The sequence below is a fragment of the Sphingomonas turrisvirgatae genome (assembly GCF_001721295.1).
GTDB classification, from domain to species: domain Bacteria; phylum Pseudomonadota; class Alphaproteobacteria; order Sphingomonadales; family Sphingomonadaceae; genus Sphingomonas; species Sphingomonas turrisvirgatae.
On record NZ_MDDS01000009.1, the window covers coordinates 25,221 to 37,964 of the forward strand.

Genomic DNA, 12,744 nt, shown 5'->3' on the forward strand with positions numbered 1-12,744 from the left:
GGACGTTTTCATGGCGATCGATTTCCAATTGAACGGCAAGCCCGCGAGCTTCGCAGGCGATCCCGAGACGCCGCTGCTGTGGGTGCTGCGCGATCATCTCGGCCTGACTGGTACCAAATATGGCTGTGGTGTCGCGCAATGCGGGGCGTGCACCGTGCATCTCGACGGCAAGAACCGGCGGTCCTGCGTGACGCCGGTCGGCACGATCGCGGGCAAGTCGGTCACGACGATCGAGGGCGTGACCGGCAAGACGGCCGAGGCGGTGAGGGCCGCCTGGGTTGGCCTCGACGTGCCGCAATGCGGGTTCTGCCAGTCGGGGCAGGGCATGTCCGCCATCGGGCTGCTCACCGCCAAGCCGAAGCCGACCGATGACGACATCGATCATGCAATGGCCGGCAACATCTGCCGCTGCGCCACCTATGTCCGCATCCGCCAGGCGATCAAGGATGCCGCGGGCGTGAAGGGGGTGCGGGCATGAACGCCGTCGCGAACCGCCGCGCCTTCCTTGCCGGGGCAGGCGGGCTGGCGATCGGCTTCACACTGCCGTCGGGTGGGGCGCGAGCGCAGGCGTCAGGCGCCGCCCTGGCGCCCAACGCCTTTGTCCGCGTGGGCACCGACAACAGCGTGACGGTCGTCGCCAAGCATGTCGAGATGGGGCAGGGTCCGTCGACGGGGGTGACCACCATCATCGCTGACGAGATGGACGCTGCGTGGGATCAGATGCGCTTCGTTTTCGCGCCCGCCAACGACCCGCTCTACAAGAATTTGATGTTCGGCACGATGGGTGCGGGCGGTTCCAGCGCGATCAAGGAAAGCTGGATGCAGATGCGCATGGCCGGCGCCGCGGCGCGTGCGATGCTGGTCGAGGCGGCGGCCCGGCGCTGGGGCGTACCGGCCAGCGCGATGGGCGTCAGGAACGGTGTCGTCAGCAGCGGTTCGCACAAGGCCACGTTCGGCGAGCTTGCCGCCGACGCGGCGGCACTGCCGGTGCCGGCGAACCCGACGGTCAAGAAGCCCGACCAGTTCGTCTATATCGGCAAGAAATTCGCCAAGCTGGACAGCAGGGCCAAGACCGACGGATCGGCCATGTTCACGCAGGACGTGCGCCTGCCGAACATGGTACATGCCGCGGTGCGTCGCCCGCCAGCGTTCGGGGGCACGGTGAAGAAGGTCGAAGCTGGCGCCGCTAAAGCCATCCCGGGCGTGATCGACGTCAAGCCGGTTCCGAGCGGGGTCGCGGTTTATGCCAGCGACACCTGGAGCGCGCAGCGCGGGGCGGCCGCGCTCGAAGTCGACTGGGACTTGAGCAAGGCCGAGACGCGCTCGTCCGCGCAGATGCTGGCCGAGTACAGCGCTGCGGTGCGCACGCCCGGCACGCAGGTCGAGACGACGGGCAACGCTGCGACTGCGCTGGCGCGCGCTGCGAAGAAGATCGACGCGACCTTCTATTTCCCCTTCCTCGCACACGCGCCGATGGAGACGCTCGACTATGTGATCGAGAAGAAGGGCGACGGGATCGCGGTCCATGCCGGAAGCCAGTTTCAGGTCGGCGAGATGCGGGCGATGTGCGGCGTCGCCGGCGTGCCGTTCGAAAAGAGCGAACTGATCCAGCACTACGCCGGCGGCAGCTTTGGCCGACGGGCGACGCCGGCGATGTTCGACGCGAGCGAGGCGGCGGCGTGCGCCCGTGCCTATGGCTTTGCCGCGCCGGTCAAGGTGGTGGCGAGCCGCGAGAACGACCTGACCGGCGGCTTCTATCGCCCGATGACCGTGCACCGCGTGCAAGTGGGGCTCGATGCCAATGGCGAGGTATCCGGTTGGGACCAAGTCTGCGCCGCGAAGTCGATCATGAAGGGCACGCCGTTCGAAGCCATGGGTATCAAGGACGGCGTCGACGGCAACATGATCGAGGGCGCGAACGACACCAACCAGTATCGCATCGCCGATTTCCGGCTGGGCCAGCACCTCATGGAAACGCCGGTGCCGGTGCTGTGGTGGCGATCGGTGGGGCATACGCACACCGCTTTCGTCAAGGAAACGCTGATCGACGAACTGCTGGCGATGGCCGGCAAGGACCCGGTCGCCGGGCGCCTCGCGCTCCTCAAGCACGAGCGCGCCGCCGGCGCATTGCGCAAGGTCGCCGAGATCAGCGGCTTCGGCAAGCGTGCGATCGCCAAGGGGCGTGCGCTGGGCGTCGCTGTGCATGAAAGCTTCGACAGCTATGTCGCGCAGGTGGCGGAAGTATCGGTCGGCGCCGACGGGCTGCCCAAGGTGCACAAGGTGTGGTGCACGGTTGACTGCGGGATCGCGGTGAACCCCGATGTCGTACGCGCCCAGATGGAGGGCGGCATCGGCTATGGCCTGGGTCACGCGCTGTATGGCGAGATCACGCTGGGCGAGGGCGGACAGGTGCTCGAGAGCAATTTCGATACATACCGCTCGCTGCGGATCGGCGAGATGCCGGATGTCGAGGTCGCGATCATCCCGAGCGCTGAAAAGCCGAGTGGCGTCGGCGAACCCGGTGTGCCGCCGATCGCGCCGGCCGTTGCCAATGCCTGGCGCAGGCTGACGGGCAAGGCGGTGCGAAGACTGCCCTTCGCGCACGGAGACAACGCATGAGCAGGGCGGGGATGAAGCTGCAGCTGCAGCATCTTGGCCTGGCGGCGCTTGCAATTGCGGCCGTCGCGCTGCCCGCGGCGGTAATCGCGCGCCAGAGCGCCGCGCCGGTAGGCCTGCAACCGGTCAGCGCCTTTGCCGGGATTGCCGATCCGGCGGCGCGATCGGCCGCGATCTTCACGGAGATGGGTAAGGTGCTGACGCATCCGCGCTGCCTCAATTGTCACCCGCGCACCGATCGCCCGAGGCAAGGGGATGCGATGGCGCTGCACAACCCGCCCGTGGTGCGTGGCAATGCCAAGGGCGAGGGGGCGCCCGGGTTGCAATGTTCGACCTGCCACGGCCCGCGCAATGTCGCGTTCGCCAACGGTACCGGCAGCATTCCGGGGCATCCATTGTGGCACCTGGCTCCGATCGAGATGGCGTGGCAGGGCAAGTCGCTGCGCGAGATTTGCGAGCAGTTGAAGGATCGACGGCGCAACGGCGGGAAGACGCTGGCGCAAATCCACGAACACAATGCCAACGACACGCTGGTCGGCTGGGGCTGGAACCCGGGCCCAGGGCGCACGCCCGCACCCGGCACCCAGGCACAGTTCGGCGCGCTGACCAAGGCATGGATCGACACCGGCGCCAAGTGCCCGACTTAGGATCCTGACGCTGGCCGGAGCGATGGCCGATTGAAGCGTAATCTTGGCGAAAGCCGGAACCTGATGCGGCCGCGTCCAAGCGCGATCGCCTGGGGTTATCGGCATGCGCCGCGACGACACAATTAGTCAAACCGTTGACGCAAACCTATGTGCGGCGCACCACGGGGGCAAAAGAGCAGGGGATGCGCATGACCGGTGGTCTGTTTCGAACGAAGGCGGTGAAGACTGCCGCCGAGCACGCACCCGAACATCGCTTGGCGGCCACGCTTTCCTGGCCGCATCTGGTCGCGCTGGGCATTGGGGCGATCGTCGGCACAGGTATCCTGACGCTGATCGGCGTGGGCGCGGGCAAGGCGGGGCCAGCGGTCATCCTGTCGTTCGTGATCGCTGGCGCGATCTGCGCCGCCGCTGCGCTCGCTTATGCCGAGATGGCGACGATGATGCCGGCTTCGGGCAGCGCCTACACGTACAGCTATGCCGTGCTGGGCGAACTGATCGCCTGGGTCGTCGGCTGGTCGCTGATCCTCGAATATTCACTCGTCGTCAGCGCGGTGGCGGTCGGCTGGTCGGGCTATGCCGCGCCGCTGCTGCAAAGCTGGGCCGGCGTGCCGACCGAGTTGATGAGCGGTCCGCATGCCGGCGGCATCGTCAATCTGCCGGCGATCTTCATCATTGCCGTGGTTGCCGCGCTGCTTTCCCTTGGGACCAAGGAGAGCGCGACGCTCAATGCAGGTCTGGTCGTCGTGAAGATCGTCGCCCTTGCGGTCTTCGTCGCGGTCGCGCTGCCTTCGCTGAACGCGGCCAATTTCGAACCGTTCATGCCGTTCGGCTTCGTCAAGACCATGGGTGCCGACGGCGTGGAGCGTGGGGTCATGGCGGCGGCGGCAATCATCTTCTTTGCCTTTTATGGCTTCGACGCGATTTCCACGGCGGCCGAGGAAACGAAAAATCCCGGCCGGGACCTGTCGATCGGCATCGTCGGGTCGATGGTCGCCTGTATCGCGATCTACATGCTCGTGGCGGTGGCGGCGGTCGGCGCTGCCCCTTTCGCCAGCTTCGCCAACAGCCCTGAGCCGCTGGCGCTGATCCTGCGCGAGCTCGGCCGGCCGGGTTTTGCGACGTTTCTGGCGGTCAGCGCGATCATTGCGCTGCCCACCGTCCTGCTTGGCTTCCTCTTCGGGCAGAGCCGCATCTTCTTCACCATAGCGCGCGATGGGATGCTGCCGATCGGCCTCGCCAAGGTATCCCCACGCGGGTCGCCGGTGCGGATTACGCTGTTCACCGCCGCAATCGTCTCGGTCATCGCGGGGCTGCTGCCGATCGACGAGATTGCGGCGCTGGCCAATGCGGGGACGCTGTTGGCCTTTGCCGCGGTGGCGCTGTGCATGATGGTGCTGCGCCGGCGTGCGCCCGACGCGCCGCGTGTATTCCGCGCACCGGCCTGGTGGCTGGTCGGCGGCATCGCCGTGGCGGGATGCGCATATCTGTTCTTCAGCCTGCCGGCTCAGACGCAGCTTTATTTCCTGATCTGGAATGTCCTCGGCATCGTCATCTACTTTGCCTACGCCCGACCGAAGGTTTCGGGCGCACTTGCGAGCAAATCGGTCGATCCAGAGGTTTTCGAGTGAGCGGCTGGCATATCGGCATCATCGGCGGGTCGGGCCTGTATGGAGTCGAGGGGGTCGAGGGCGGTGAGTGGGTAAGCGTCGAATCACCCTGGGGCGAGCCATCCGACGCGATCTTCACGGGTCGGATGGGTCCTGTCCGCGTCTCATTTCTGCCGCGGCACGGGCGTGGCCACCGTGTCTCGCCGGAAGCGCTGAATAGCCGCGCCAATATCGACTGCCTCAAGCGCCTGGGCGTTACCGACGTGCTCGCAATCTCTTCGGTCGGCGGACTGAACGAGGCGCGCGCGCCGGGCACGTTCACGATCGTCGATCAGTTCATCGACCGCACCAAGGGGCGTCCATCAAGCTTCTTTGGCACCGGCATGGTGGCGCATGTCTCGATGGCCGATCCCGTGTGCGCGCGGCTGTCCGCGCTCGCTGCCGATGCAGCCGGGCAGGCCGGCGCCGTGGTGCATTGCCGAGGCACCTATCTGGCGATGGAGGGGCCGCAATTCTCGACGCGCGCTGAAAGCCGGCTTTACCGTAGCTGGGGTTGCGACGTGATCGGGATGACCGCGATGCCCGAAGCCAAGCTCGCGCGCGAGGCGGAGTTGCCCTATGCGCTGGTCGGCATGGTCACCGACTATGATTGCTGGCGCGAGGACGAGACCGGGGTGGACGTCGCGCAAGTGATCGCCCAGCTTGATGCCAACGCGACAAAGACGCGTGCAATGGTGGTCGGCCTGCTGCGTGCACTGCCGGCAACACGCGAACCTTCGCCGATCGACACGTGCCTGGACGTGGCGCTCATCACCGCGCCGGACGCGCGCGACCGGGCCTTGCTGGCGAAGCTCGACGCAATCGCGGGACGGGTGCTCGGCTAACGCAGCATCTCGGCAAGGGCGCGGGCGACATTCTCGATCGTATAGGGCTTTTGCACCACCGGCCGGCCGCGATGCTGGTCCGGGAACTGCGCCTGTTCGCCATAGCCAGTGGCGAACATAAAGGGGATCTGCCGCTCAAGCAGCATGTCGGCGACCGGGAAACTTGTTCCGTTGCCCAGGTTGATGTCGAGGATTGCGACCGTCGGGGGCGATGCGGCAATCAAGTCGAGCGCGGCATCGACCGAGGCGGCAGTGGCGACGTCCGCCGCGCCCAGGCGCGTCGCGATATCCTCGGCATCGAGCGCGATGATCAGGCTGTCCTCGACCAGCAGCACGCGCTGCCCTGCTAGCAGGTCCACGGGCGGCTCCTCGCGGTGCCCGGCGGCGGTCCGTGGAAACTGGATGCGGCTCTGGAAACCGTCTCGCGGGATCGAGACGTGGCGCGCGGGAATGCAGAAATCGGCCTCGAAGCCCGCTTCCTCGTATCGCACCACGGCCTCGCCGCCCAGGTCATAGGGTACCGAACGTTCGATGATGGTCGTGCCAAAGCCCTGCCGCGTGGGTTTGCGCACTTTCGGCCCGCCGACATCGCGCCAATAGATGCGCAGGTCGCCGCGCTCGCCGCGATCCCAGGTGAGGCTGACCCTGCCTTTCGGCACCGAGAGGCTGCCATATTTGGTCGAGTTCGTGACCAGTTCGTGCAGGATCAGCGCCATGGTCGAATAGGCCTGCGGGTTCAGCAGCACCGGTTCGCCCTCGCCGATCAGGCGGTTGCCATCCTCGATGAACGCGGCGGATTCGGCATCGATCAGCGCCTGGAGCGAGGCCGGGCCCCAGTGATCCTCGGTGATCTGGTTGTGCGCGCGGGCGAGCGCATGAATGCGGCCGTCGACCACCTTCACGAAGGATTTCACCGCCTCGTCGCTCGGCTGCGACTGGCGGATCAGGCCGCGGATCAGGCCCAGGATGTTGCGCACACGGTGATTCAGTTCGGCGATCAGCAATTCCTGCCGCGCGCTGGCCTGCTGGCGTTCGGCCGAGGCTTCGTCGGCAAGGCGCAGCACGACTTCGATGAGCGTCGCGCGCAGCGTCTCGGCAACGCGCAGTTCCGACGGCGTGAATGGCTGCGAGCGGCCGCGCACCAGCTCCTTCCACTCCGCGAAGCTTTCGCGTGGCGTGAGGCGCGGGCCGTTCGGCCCATATTCGATCGGCTTGTGCGGGTCACCGCCCCAGCGGACCGAGCGGATCAGTTCTGAGCGGAACAGCACGACATAATCACGCGGCGCGCGCGAGATCGGAATGGCGAGCAGCCCGGCCGTCGTATCGGCGAACTTCTCGGCATCCGGGATCAGCGAGCCGATATGATCGGTCGCATATACCTTGCCCGCCGCGGTCGCGTTGAGTGCGCGCACGATGCGGCGGAAATCGTCGGTCGGCGGCGTGGTGCCCGAAAAGGCATAGTTGCCGGCGAGCCAGACCCCGACGCCATCGGCGGGGATGGCATGGGTCAGGATGGCGGCGAGCCAGTCGGGATCGCGCAACAGCGTCTCGTCCGACGCGACCGCGCCGAGCAGCTGGTCGGAGATGTCGCGCGCGCGGCGTTCGAACTCCACCGTCTGCTGCCGCTCGCGGCTTTCCAGCCGCATCGAGAACATCTGGCTGAACAACTCGACGATGGCGCGCCGCTCGAAGCTCGGATTACGGGGCGCGTAATGATGACAGGCGAACAGGCCCCACAGCTTGCCGTCGACCACGATCGACACAGACATCGACGCATCGACACCCATATTCTTGAGATACTCGATATGGATCGGCGACACCGAGCGCAGCAGCGACAGCGATAGATCGAGCGGCTCGCCCGCCGCGTCGAGCTGCGGCACGATGGACACCGGCACCGCGTTCACGTCGGCGATCACGCGCAGGAGGTTGCGGGTGTAGAGGACGCGCGCCTGCTGCGGAATGTCGGACGCCGGATAATGCAGGCCGAGGAAGCGGCCGATACCCGGTTTGCAGGCTTCCGCAACGACCTCGCCCGACCCATCGGGCGAGAAGCGATAGACCATGACCCGGTCATAGCCGGCAAGCGCGCGGACTTGCCGTGCACCCTCCTTGAAGAAGGTGACGAGGTCGGCGCACTGGTCCAGCCGCGCAATCATCGAGCGGACCATGCCGGTGACGTCGCCATGCTCGCCGCTCGACCGCTCGCCCTCGATGATGATGCTGCTGCTGGACAGGTGGATCGCGAGATCGAACGGTGAACCCTCGTCGGACAGGCGGACGTCGAACAGGCGCTCGACCGCATCCGGCCCGCGGAGCAGTGCGGTACGGTTACGCAGGTCGTGGACGGCGGCGGCAGGGAAGATCGCAGCCAGCGGCTGGCCGAGGACATCCATCGGTGAGCGGCCCAGATAATCGGCCAGGTTTTCCGACACGCGCGCAACCATCCAGTCCGCGGTCAGTGCGATCAGGAAGCCGACCGGCTGGATTGCGCCCAGGATATGGATGGGCTCGCGATCGCAATTGGTCAGATCGACCGATTGAGGGTCAGCCAAACGCCTTCGTCCTTTTCTGACGCAGAGCGCCGGCCTCGAACAACGCGAACGCGCGGCGCGCCGCGTCGATCGCTAACGTATGTTGGTCGTCGGTTACCAGCAGCTTGTCCAGCACCTCGATCAAGTATCGCCACCGAACGCTGTCCGACGTGTCGATGAAGCTTCGCGGCAGATCGGCCGGCACCGATCGTGCCAGCATCCTGCCGCCCAGTCGCGATCCTTCAAGAACGTAGATTGCGCCAAGAATATCCGCCCGGTGGCGAAATGGCGCCCAATCGCCGGTCGGGGGCGCTGGGAAGCCGAGCGCGCTCAGGTCCTCGCGCAATCGCTCGCCGCGCCGCCGTGCGGGCCAGTCGGGCAGCAGATCGCGTGGATCGGCAGCGACGATCGCGGCCTCGATCGGCAGGAAGGCGTGCGCCTGGCCCAGCAGGAAGGCGGCGTAACCTTCTCGCGTGGTGAGATCGAACGCGCCGAAGGCCGCGTCGACTCGCTCGTGATCGGGCGTGGTCGCGGCGCGCAGCGCGGAACGGGCATCGGGTGCGGCAGTCATCGTGTTGATGTCGTGCCTGCGTTTGTGTCGGGCAAGCCGCTAGCTACCTGACCGCGCAAGCCGCTCCAGGATTTCGCGGCGGCGTTCGTCCGTCGCGAGCGACCATTCGGCAATCTCGCCCAGTGTCCGGCCGCAGCCTTCGCAAAGCCCATCCGCGCGCATGCGACAGATGCCGACGCAGGGACTGGCCACCGCTGGAGGCGAGGTAAATTCAAGAAAGCCGTCGTCGTCCTGGCTCACGCCGGGATGGTGAACTGCAGAAAATCCGGGATCGGCCCGTTCCAGCCATCATCGGGCCCGTCGTCCGCGAACTGGTCGCGGCGACGGTCTCGATCACGACGCGGGCGTTCCTCGGCGCGGGGGGGGGCGGAATCACGCGCTTCGGCCCGCTTTGCCGGTTCGGCTCGCGGCTCTCGCTCGCGCTTGGGCCTGGGTTCGTCGGCTTTCCTGCCGCGCGGCTTGCGCTCGGCCTCCGGCTCGGCGACGGGCGGCGGCCCGATGCGCTCGATCTTCTGGCCTTGAAGCTTCTCGATATTCTCGACCGCTTCGGCATCTGCGCTGGAGACCAGCGTATAGGCCGTGCCCGTCGCGCCGGCGCGGCCCGTGCGGCCGATGCGATGGACGTAATCGTCCGGGTGCCAGGGGGCGTCGAAGTTGAAGACGTGGGACACGCCCTTGATGTCCAGGCCGCGCGCCGCGACGTCGCTTGCCACCAGGATGTTGACGTCGCCCGCCTTGAACCGGTCGAGTTCGGCGATGCGCGAGCTCTGATCCATGTCGCCATGGATTTCGGCCGAACGGTAGCCGTGCTTCTTGAGGCTCTTGTTGAGCTCGCGCACAGTCGTCTTGCGGTTGCAGAAGATAATCGCGGTGCGCACATCTTCGGCCGACAGCAGGCTGCGCAGCACCTTGCGCTTCTCGAACGCGCTGTTGCTCACCGGCACCAGCCACTGGGTAATGTTGGTGTTGGTGGAGGCAGGCCGGGCTACCTCGATCTGCTTGGGGTTCGACAGGAACTTGTCGGCCAGCTTCTTGATCGGCGGCGGCATCGTTGCGCTGAACAACAGCGTCTGCCGGTTGGCCGGCAGTTTGGTGCAGATATTCTCGATATCCGGGATGAAGCCCATGTCGAGCATCCGGTCGGCTTCGTCGATCACCAGCATGTTGCAGCCGGTCAGCAGGATCTTGCCGCGTTCGAACAAGTCCATCAGCCGGCCCGGCGTGGCGATCAGCACATCGACGCCCTTTTCCAGCGCCTTGACCTGGTCGCCCATCTGCACGCCGCCGATCAGCAGCGCCATGCTGAGCTTGTGGTTCTTGCCGTACTTCTCGAAATTCTCGGCGACCTGCGCGGCAAGCTCGCGCGTCGGCTCCAGGATCAGGCTGCGCGGCATGCGTGCGCGGCTGCGCCCCTCGGCCAAGATGTCGATCATCGGCAGCACGAACGACGCCGTCTTGCCGGTGCCGGTCTGGGCAATGCCAATCAGGTCGCGCATCATCAGCACTGACGGGATCGCCTGGCGCTGAATCGCCGTCGGCTCGGAATAGCCGGCCGCCTCGACCGTCTTCAGTAATTCTTCGGAAAGGCCGAGATCGGCAAAGCTCATTCAATTGTCCGGATGTAGCGGGCGCAGGCCCGGTCATAGTTAGCGCGGCGCATTGAGGAAATACCACGCAAAGTCAAGGAAAGACGGTGGCGCCCCGCCAAGTTCCGGGCCGCCGGATGCGCCATGCGCAGTCGCGGAGCCGCCTACCCCTCAGGGATCAGCGTGCGGAACTGCTTGATCTGACACTCCCCGCCCGCTCGTGAACGGAACGTGTCGCGCTTGGCGCAGACCATGCCGTCCTTGTTGGGCTTGACGTAGAAGCCGGAATAGAAATCGAGGGCAGGACATTCCTTGCCCAGCTTCGCGCGCACGCGCTTGCCGCCCGCCAACACCAGATCGACGCTGTCGGGCCGCGTGATGGCCGCGCCGGCCAGCCGGTTCATCTGCACGCATTTGTTCGCGTCCTTCTCGACCCAGGCGATGGGCGGCAGCGGCGCGGCAGGGGCTGAGATGCGGCGGACCGCGTCCGGACGCGGCACGCGGATGACGACATGTTGCTGAATGCGCACCTGCGCCAGCCGGGTGCCGGTCAGCGAGGCTGAAGCAGCCGCCCTGCCCGGATCGGGTGCGCCGGCGTAGGGCAGCAGCAAAGCGCTCGCGATGACGATCCAGTTCACCATGTGATGTTGCCAATAGCCGGGGCGCTTGAACAGTGCATGAATTGCTGGCGTGGACGACGCGTGATAGCGCCGCGTCATGCAGGATGCCCAGCGCCAGTTCGTCGAGGCGGCCGCCGCCGCGCTCGGTCCCAAATCGGTCGTTACCGAGCACGATGCGATCGAACCGTGGCTGACGGACTGGCGCGGACGCTATCGCGGGGCCGCAGCGGCGATCCTTCAGCCGGCTTCCACTGACGAAGTGGCGCTGATCGTGGCGCTTGCAAACCGGCATGACGTCCCGCTGGTTCCGCAAGGTGGCAATACATCGATGGTAGGCGGCGCAACCCCGCCGCCGGACGGGTCTGCGTTGATCCTGTCGCTGCGCCGCATGAACCGGGTGCGGCGCCTTGCAGCCGAAGAGGGGCTCGTCGTGGCCGAAGCGGGCGTCATCCTGGCCGACTTGCACGCGGCGGCGCTGGGGCAGGGGCGGCGCTTTCCGCTGACCTTGGGCGCCAAGGGGAGCGCGACGATCGGCGGCCTCGTTTCGACCAATGCCGGGGGCACGCAGGTTCTGCGCCATGGCACGATGCGCGGGCTGGTGCTGGGGATCGAAGCGGTGTTGCCGGACGGATCGATTCACGACGGGCTTGCCGCCTTGAAGAAGGACAACCGGGGCTACGACCTCAACCAGCTGCTCATCGGAGCCGAGGGTACGCTGGGCGTTGTGACCGCGGCGACGCTGCGGCTGGTGCCTGCCATCGCCGCACGCGCCGTGGCGTGGGTCGGCGTTGATTCGCCGCACGCCGCGCTCGATCTGTTGCACGCGATGGCACCGGCGGCGGATGCCATCGAGAGTTTCGAACTCATCCCCGCCCACTCGCTCGATGCGGTGTTGCGGCACATTCCGGGTACGCGCGCCCCGCTTGAGCGGCCGCACCCCTGGCATGTGCTGATCGAGGCGGTGGCAAGCAATGCCGACGAGGCACCGTCCGCGCTTATCGAGACGCTGCTGGCCCAAGCCTTCGAACGCGGACTGGTGCGCGATGCGGCGATCGCCGCCAGCGAGGCGCAGGGCGAGGCGTTCTGGCGTATCCGAGACTCGATTTCGGAGGCGGAGCGCGCGAGCGGGCCGGCGCTCCAGCACGATATATCGGTGCCGGTCGCGGCCATGCCCAACTTCATGATCGATGGCGCGCGCGCGGTAGAGGCGGCATTTCCCGGCACCAGCGCTGGCGCATTCGGCCATCTCGGCGACGGCAATGTCCATTTCCATGTTCGCGCGCCCGCGGGCAGCGCGCCTGACTGGCCCACGCGAAACGCCGGCGTCATCAGTCCGTTCGTCCATGATCTGGTGGTCGCGGCCGGAGGCTCGATTTCCGCAGAGCACGGCATCGGTCAGATGAAGCGGGACGAACTGGCGCGGCTGTCCTCGCCCGCGCGGATGCATGCCCTGAACGCCATCAAGCGCGCGCTTGATCCTCGCAACCTCTTCAACCCGGGGAAGCTCGTCTCTCTTGCGTCGGACCGCCTCGACCAATAGAGCGCGGTTCCAGCAAAGCTGGGCGATTTCGGTACCAGCCTGCTCCCCACCCGGCGACCACGCGGATACAGGCGTTGGATGGCCGGGTGGGGGGAGCGGGCTGGTGCCGCTTCAGCGTAGCTGAACGATACAAGATCCAGCC

Annotated in this window: 11 protein-coding genes; 6 read left to right on the forward strand and 5 right to left on the reverse strand. The window is 66.6% G+C overall.

The features are described 5' to 3' along the window. Positions 1–10: 10 nt before the first annotated feature. From BFL28_RS04010 to mtnP, 5 genes are all read left to right on the forward strand, one after another. Positions 11–478, forward strand: coding sequence for a (2Fe-2S)-binding protein (locus BFL28_RS04010; protein ID WP_069319321.1), 468 nt, complete (start codon positions 11–13; stop codon positions 476–478). Beyond that, positions 475–2,619 (forward strand): xanthine dehydrogenase family protein molybdopterin-binding subunit, encoded by a 2,145-nt coding sequence (locus BFL28_RS04015; protein ID WP_069319322.1) that lies wholly within the window; start codon positions 475–477, stop codon positions 2,617–2,619. The genes BFL28_RS04010 and BFL28_RS04015 overlap by 4 nt, the downstream gene beginning before the upstream one ends. Further along, a complete protein-coding gene (locus BFL28_RS04020; RefSeq protein ID WP_241527203.1) occupies positions 2,616–3,263 on the forward strand; it encodes an Isoquinoline 1-oxidoreductase subunit in 648 nt (215 codons plus the stop codon). The genes BFL28_RS04015 and BFL28_RS04020 overlap by 4 nt, the downstream gene beginning before the upstream one ends. A gap of 188 nt (positions 3,264–3,451) precedes the next feature. Continuing rightward, entirely contained in the window at positions 3,452–4,891 is a 1,440-nt protein-coding gene (locus BFL28_RS04025; protein WP_069319363.1) for an amino acid permease, read from the forward strand. After that, positions 4,888–5,754, forward strand: a complete 867-nt coding sequence (gene mtnP / locus BFL28_RS04030) for an S-methyl-5'-thioadenosine phosphorylase (protein ID WP_069319324.1) — start codon at positions 4,888–4,890, stop codon at positions 5,752–5,754. The genes BFL28_RS04025 and mtnP overlap by 4 nt, the downstream gene beginning before the upstream one ends. Here mtnP and BFL28_RS04035 read toward each other — a convergent pair. The 5 genes from BFL28_RS04035 to BFL28_RS04055 all read right to left on the reverse strand — a co-directional run bounded on the left by BFL28_RS04035 (position 5,751) and on the right by BFL28_RS04055 (position 11,161). After that, a complete protein-coding gene (locus tag BFL28_RS04035; protein WP_069319325.1) occupies positions 5,751–8,306 on the reverse strand; it encodes an HWE histidine kinase domain-containing protein in 2,556 nt (851 codons plus the stop codon). The two genes, mtnP and BFL28_RS04035, sit on opposite strands and share 4 nt — an antisense overlap. Continuing rightward, complete coding sequence (locus tag BFL28_RS04040) at positions 8,299–8,856, reverse strand: biliverdin-producing heme oxygenase (protein ID WP_069319326.1); 558 nt, start codon at positions 8,854–8,856, stop codon at positions 8,299–8,301. Before BFL28_RS04040 ends, BFL28_RS04035 begins: the two co-directional genes overlap by 8 nt. Positions 8,857–8,895: 39 nt before the next feature. Beyond that, positions 8,896–9,096 (reverse strand): DUF1289 domain-containing protein, encoded by a 201-nt coding sequence (locus BFL28_RS21405; protein ID WP_069319327.1) that lies wholly within the window; start codon positions 9,094–9,096, stop codon positions 8,896–8,898. Then, positions 9,093–10,463 (reverse strand): DEAD/DEAH box helicase, encoded by a 1,371-nt coding sequence (locus BFL28_RS04050; RefSeq protein WP_069319328.1) that lies wholly within the window; start codon positions 10,461–10,463, stop codon positions 9,093–9,095. The genes BFL28_RS21405 and BFL28_RS04050 overlap by 4 nt, the downstream gene beginning before the upstream one ends. A 143-nt stretch (positions 10,464–10,606) precedes the next feature. After that, positions 10,607–11,161 carry a hypothetical protein gene (locus BFL28_RS04055; RefSeq protein ID WP_079246912.1) on the reverse strand — a complete coding sequence of 185 codons (555 nt, stop codon included), beginning with the start codon at positions 11,159–11,161 and terminating at the stop codon, positions 10,607–10,609. On the opposite strand from BFL28_RS04055, the gene BFL28_RS04060 reads away from it, so the two are divergent. Then, complete coding sequence (locus BFL28_RS04060; RefSeq protein WP_069319329.1) at positions 11,160–12,602, forward strand: FAD-binding oxidoreductase; 1,443 nt, start codon at positions 11,160–11,162, stop codon at positions 12,600–12,602. The genes BFL28_RS04055 and BFL28_RS04060 overlap by 2 nt on opposite strands. Positions 12,603–12,744 lie beyond the last annotated feature (142 nt).

Coding starts and splice junctions, on each gene's coding strand:
- BFL28_RS04020 (WP_241527203.1), top strand. CDS start 2,616: ATGAGCAGGGCGGGGATGAAGCTGCAGCTGCAGCATCTTGGCCTGGCG.
- BFL28_RS04050 (WP_069319328.1), bottom strand. CDS start 10,463: ATGAGCTTTGCCGATCTCGGCCTTTCCGAAGAATTACTGAAGACGGTC.
- BFL28_RS04040 (WP_069319326.1), bottom strand. CDS start 8,856: ATGACTGCCGCACCCGATGCCCGTTCCGCGCTGCGCGCCGCGACCACG.
- BFL28_RS04015 (WP_069319322.1), top strand. CDS start 475: ATGAACGCCGTCGCGAACCGCCGCGCCTTCCTTGCCGGGGCAGGCGGG.
- BFL28_RS04055 (WP_079246912.1), bottom strand. CDS start 11,161: ATGACGCGGCGCTATCACGCGTCGTCCACGCCAGCAATTCATGCACTG.
- BFL28_RS04060 (WP_069319329.1), top strand. CDS start 11,160: ATGCAGGATGCCCAGCGCCAGTTCGTCGAGGCGGCCGCCGCCGCGCTC.
- BFL28_RS04010 (WP_069319321.1), top strand. CDS start 11: ATGGCGATCGATTTCCAATTGAACGGCAAGCCCGCGAGCTTCGCAGGC.
- BFL28_RS04025 (WP_069319363.1), top strand. CDS start 3,452: ATGACCGGTGGTCTGTTTCGAACGAAGGCGGTGAAGACTGCCGCCGAG.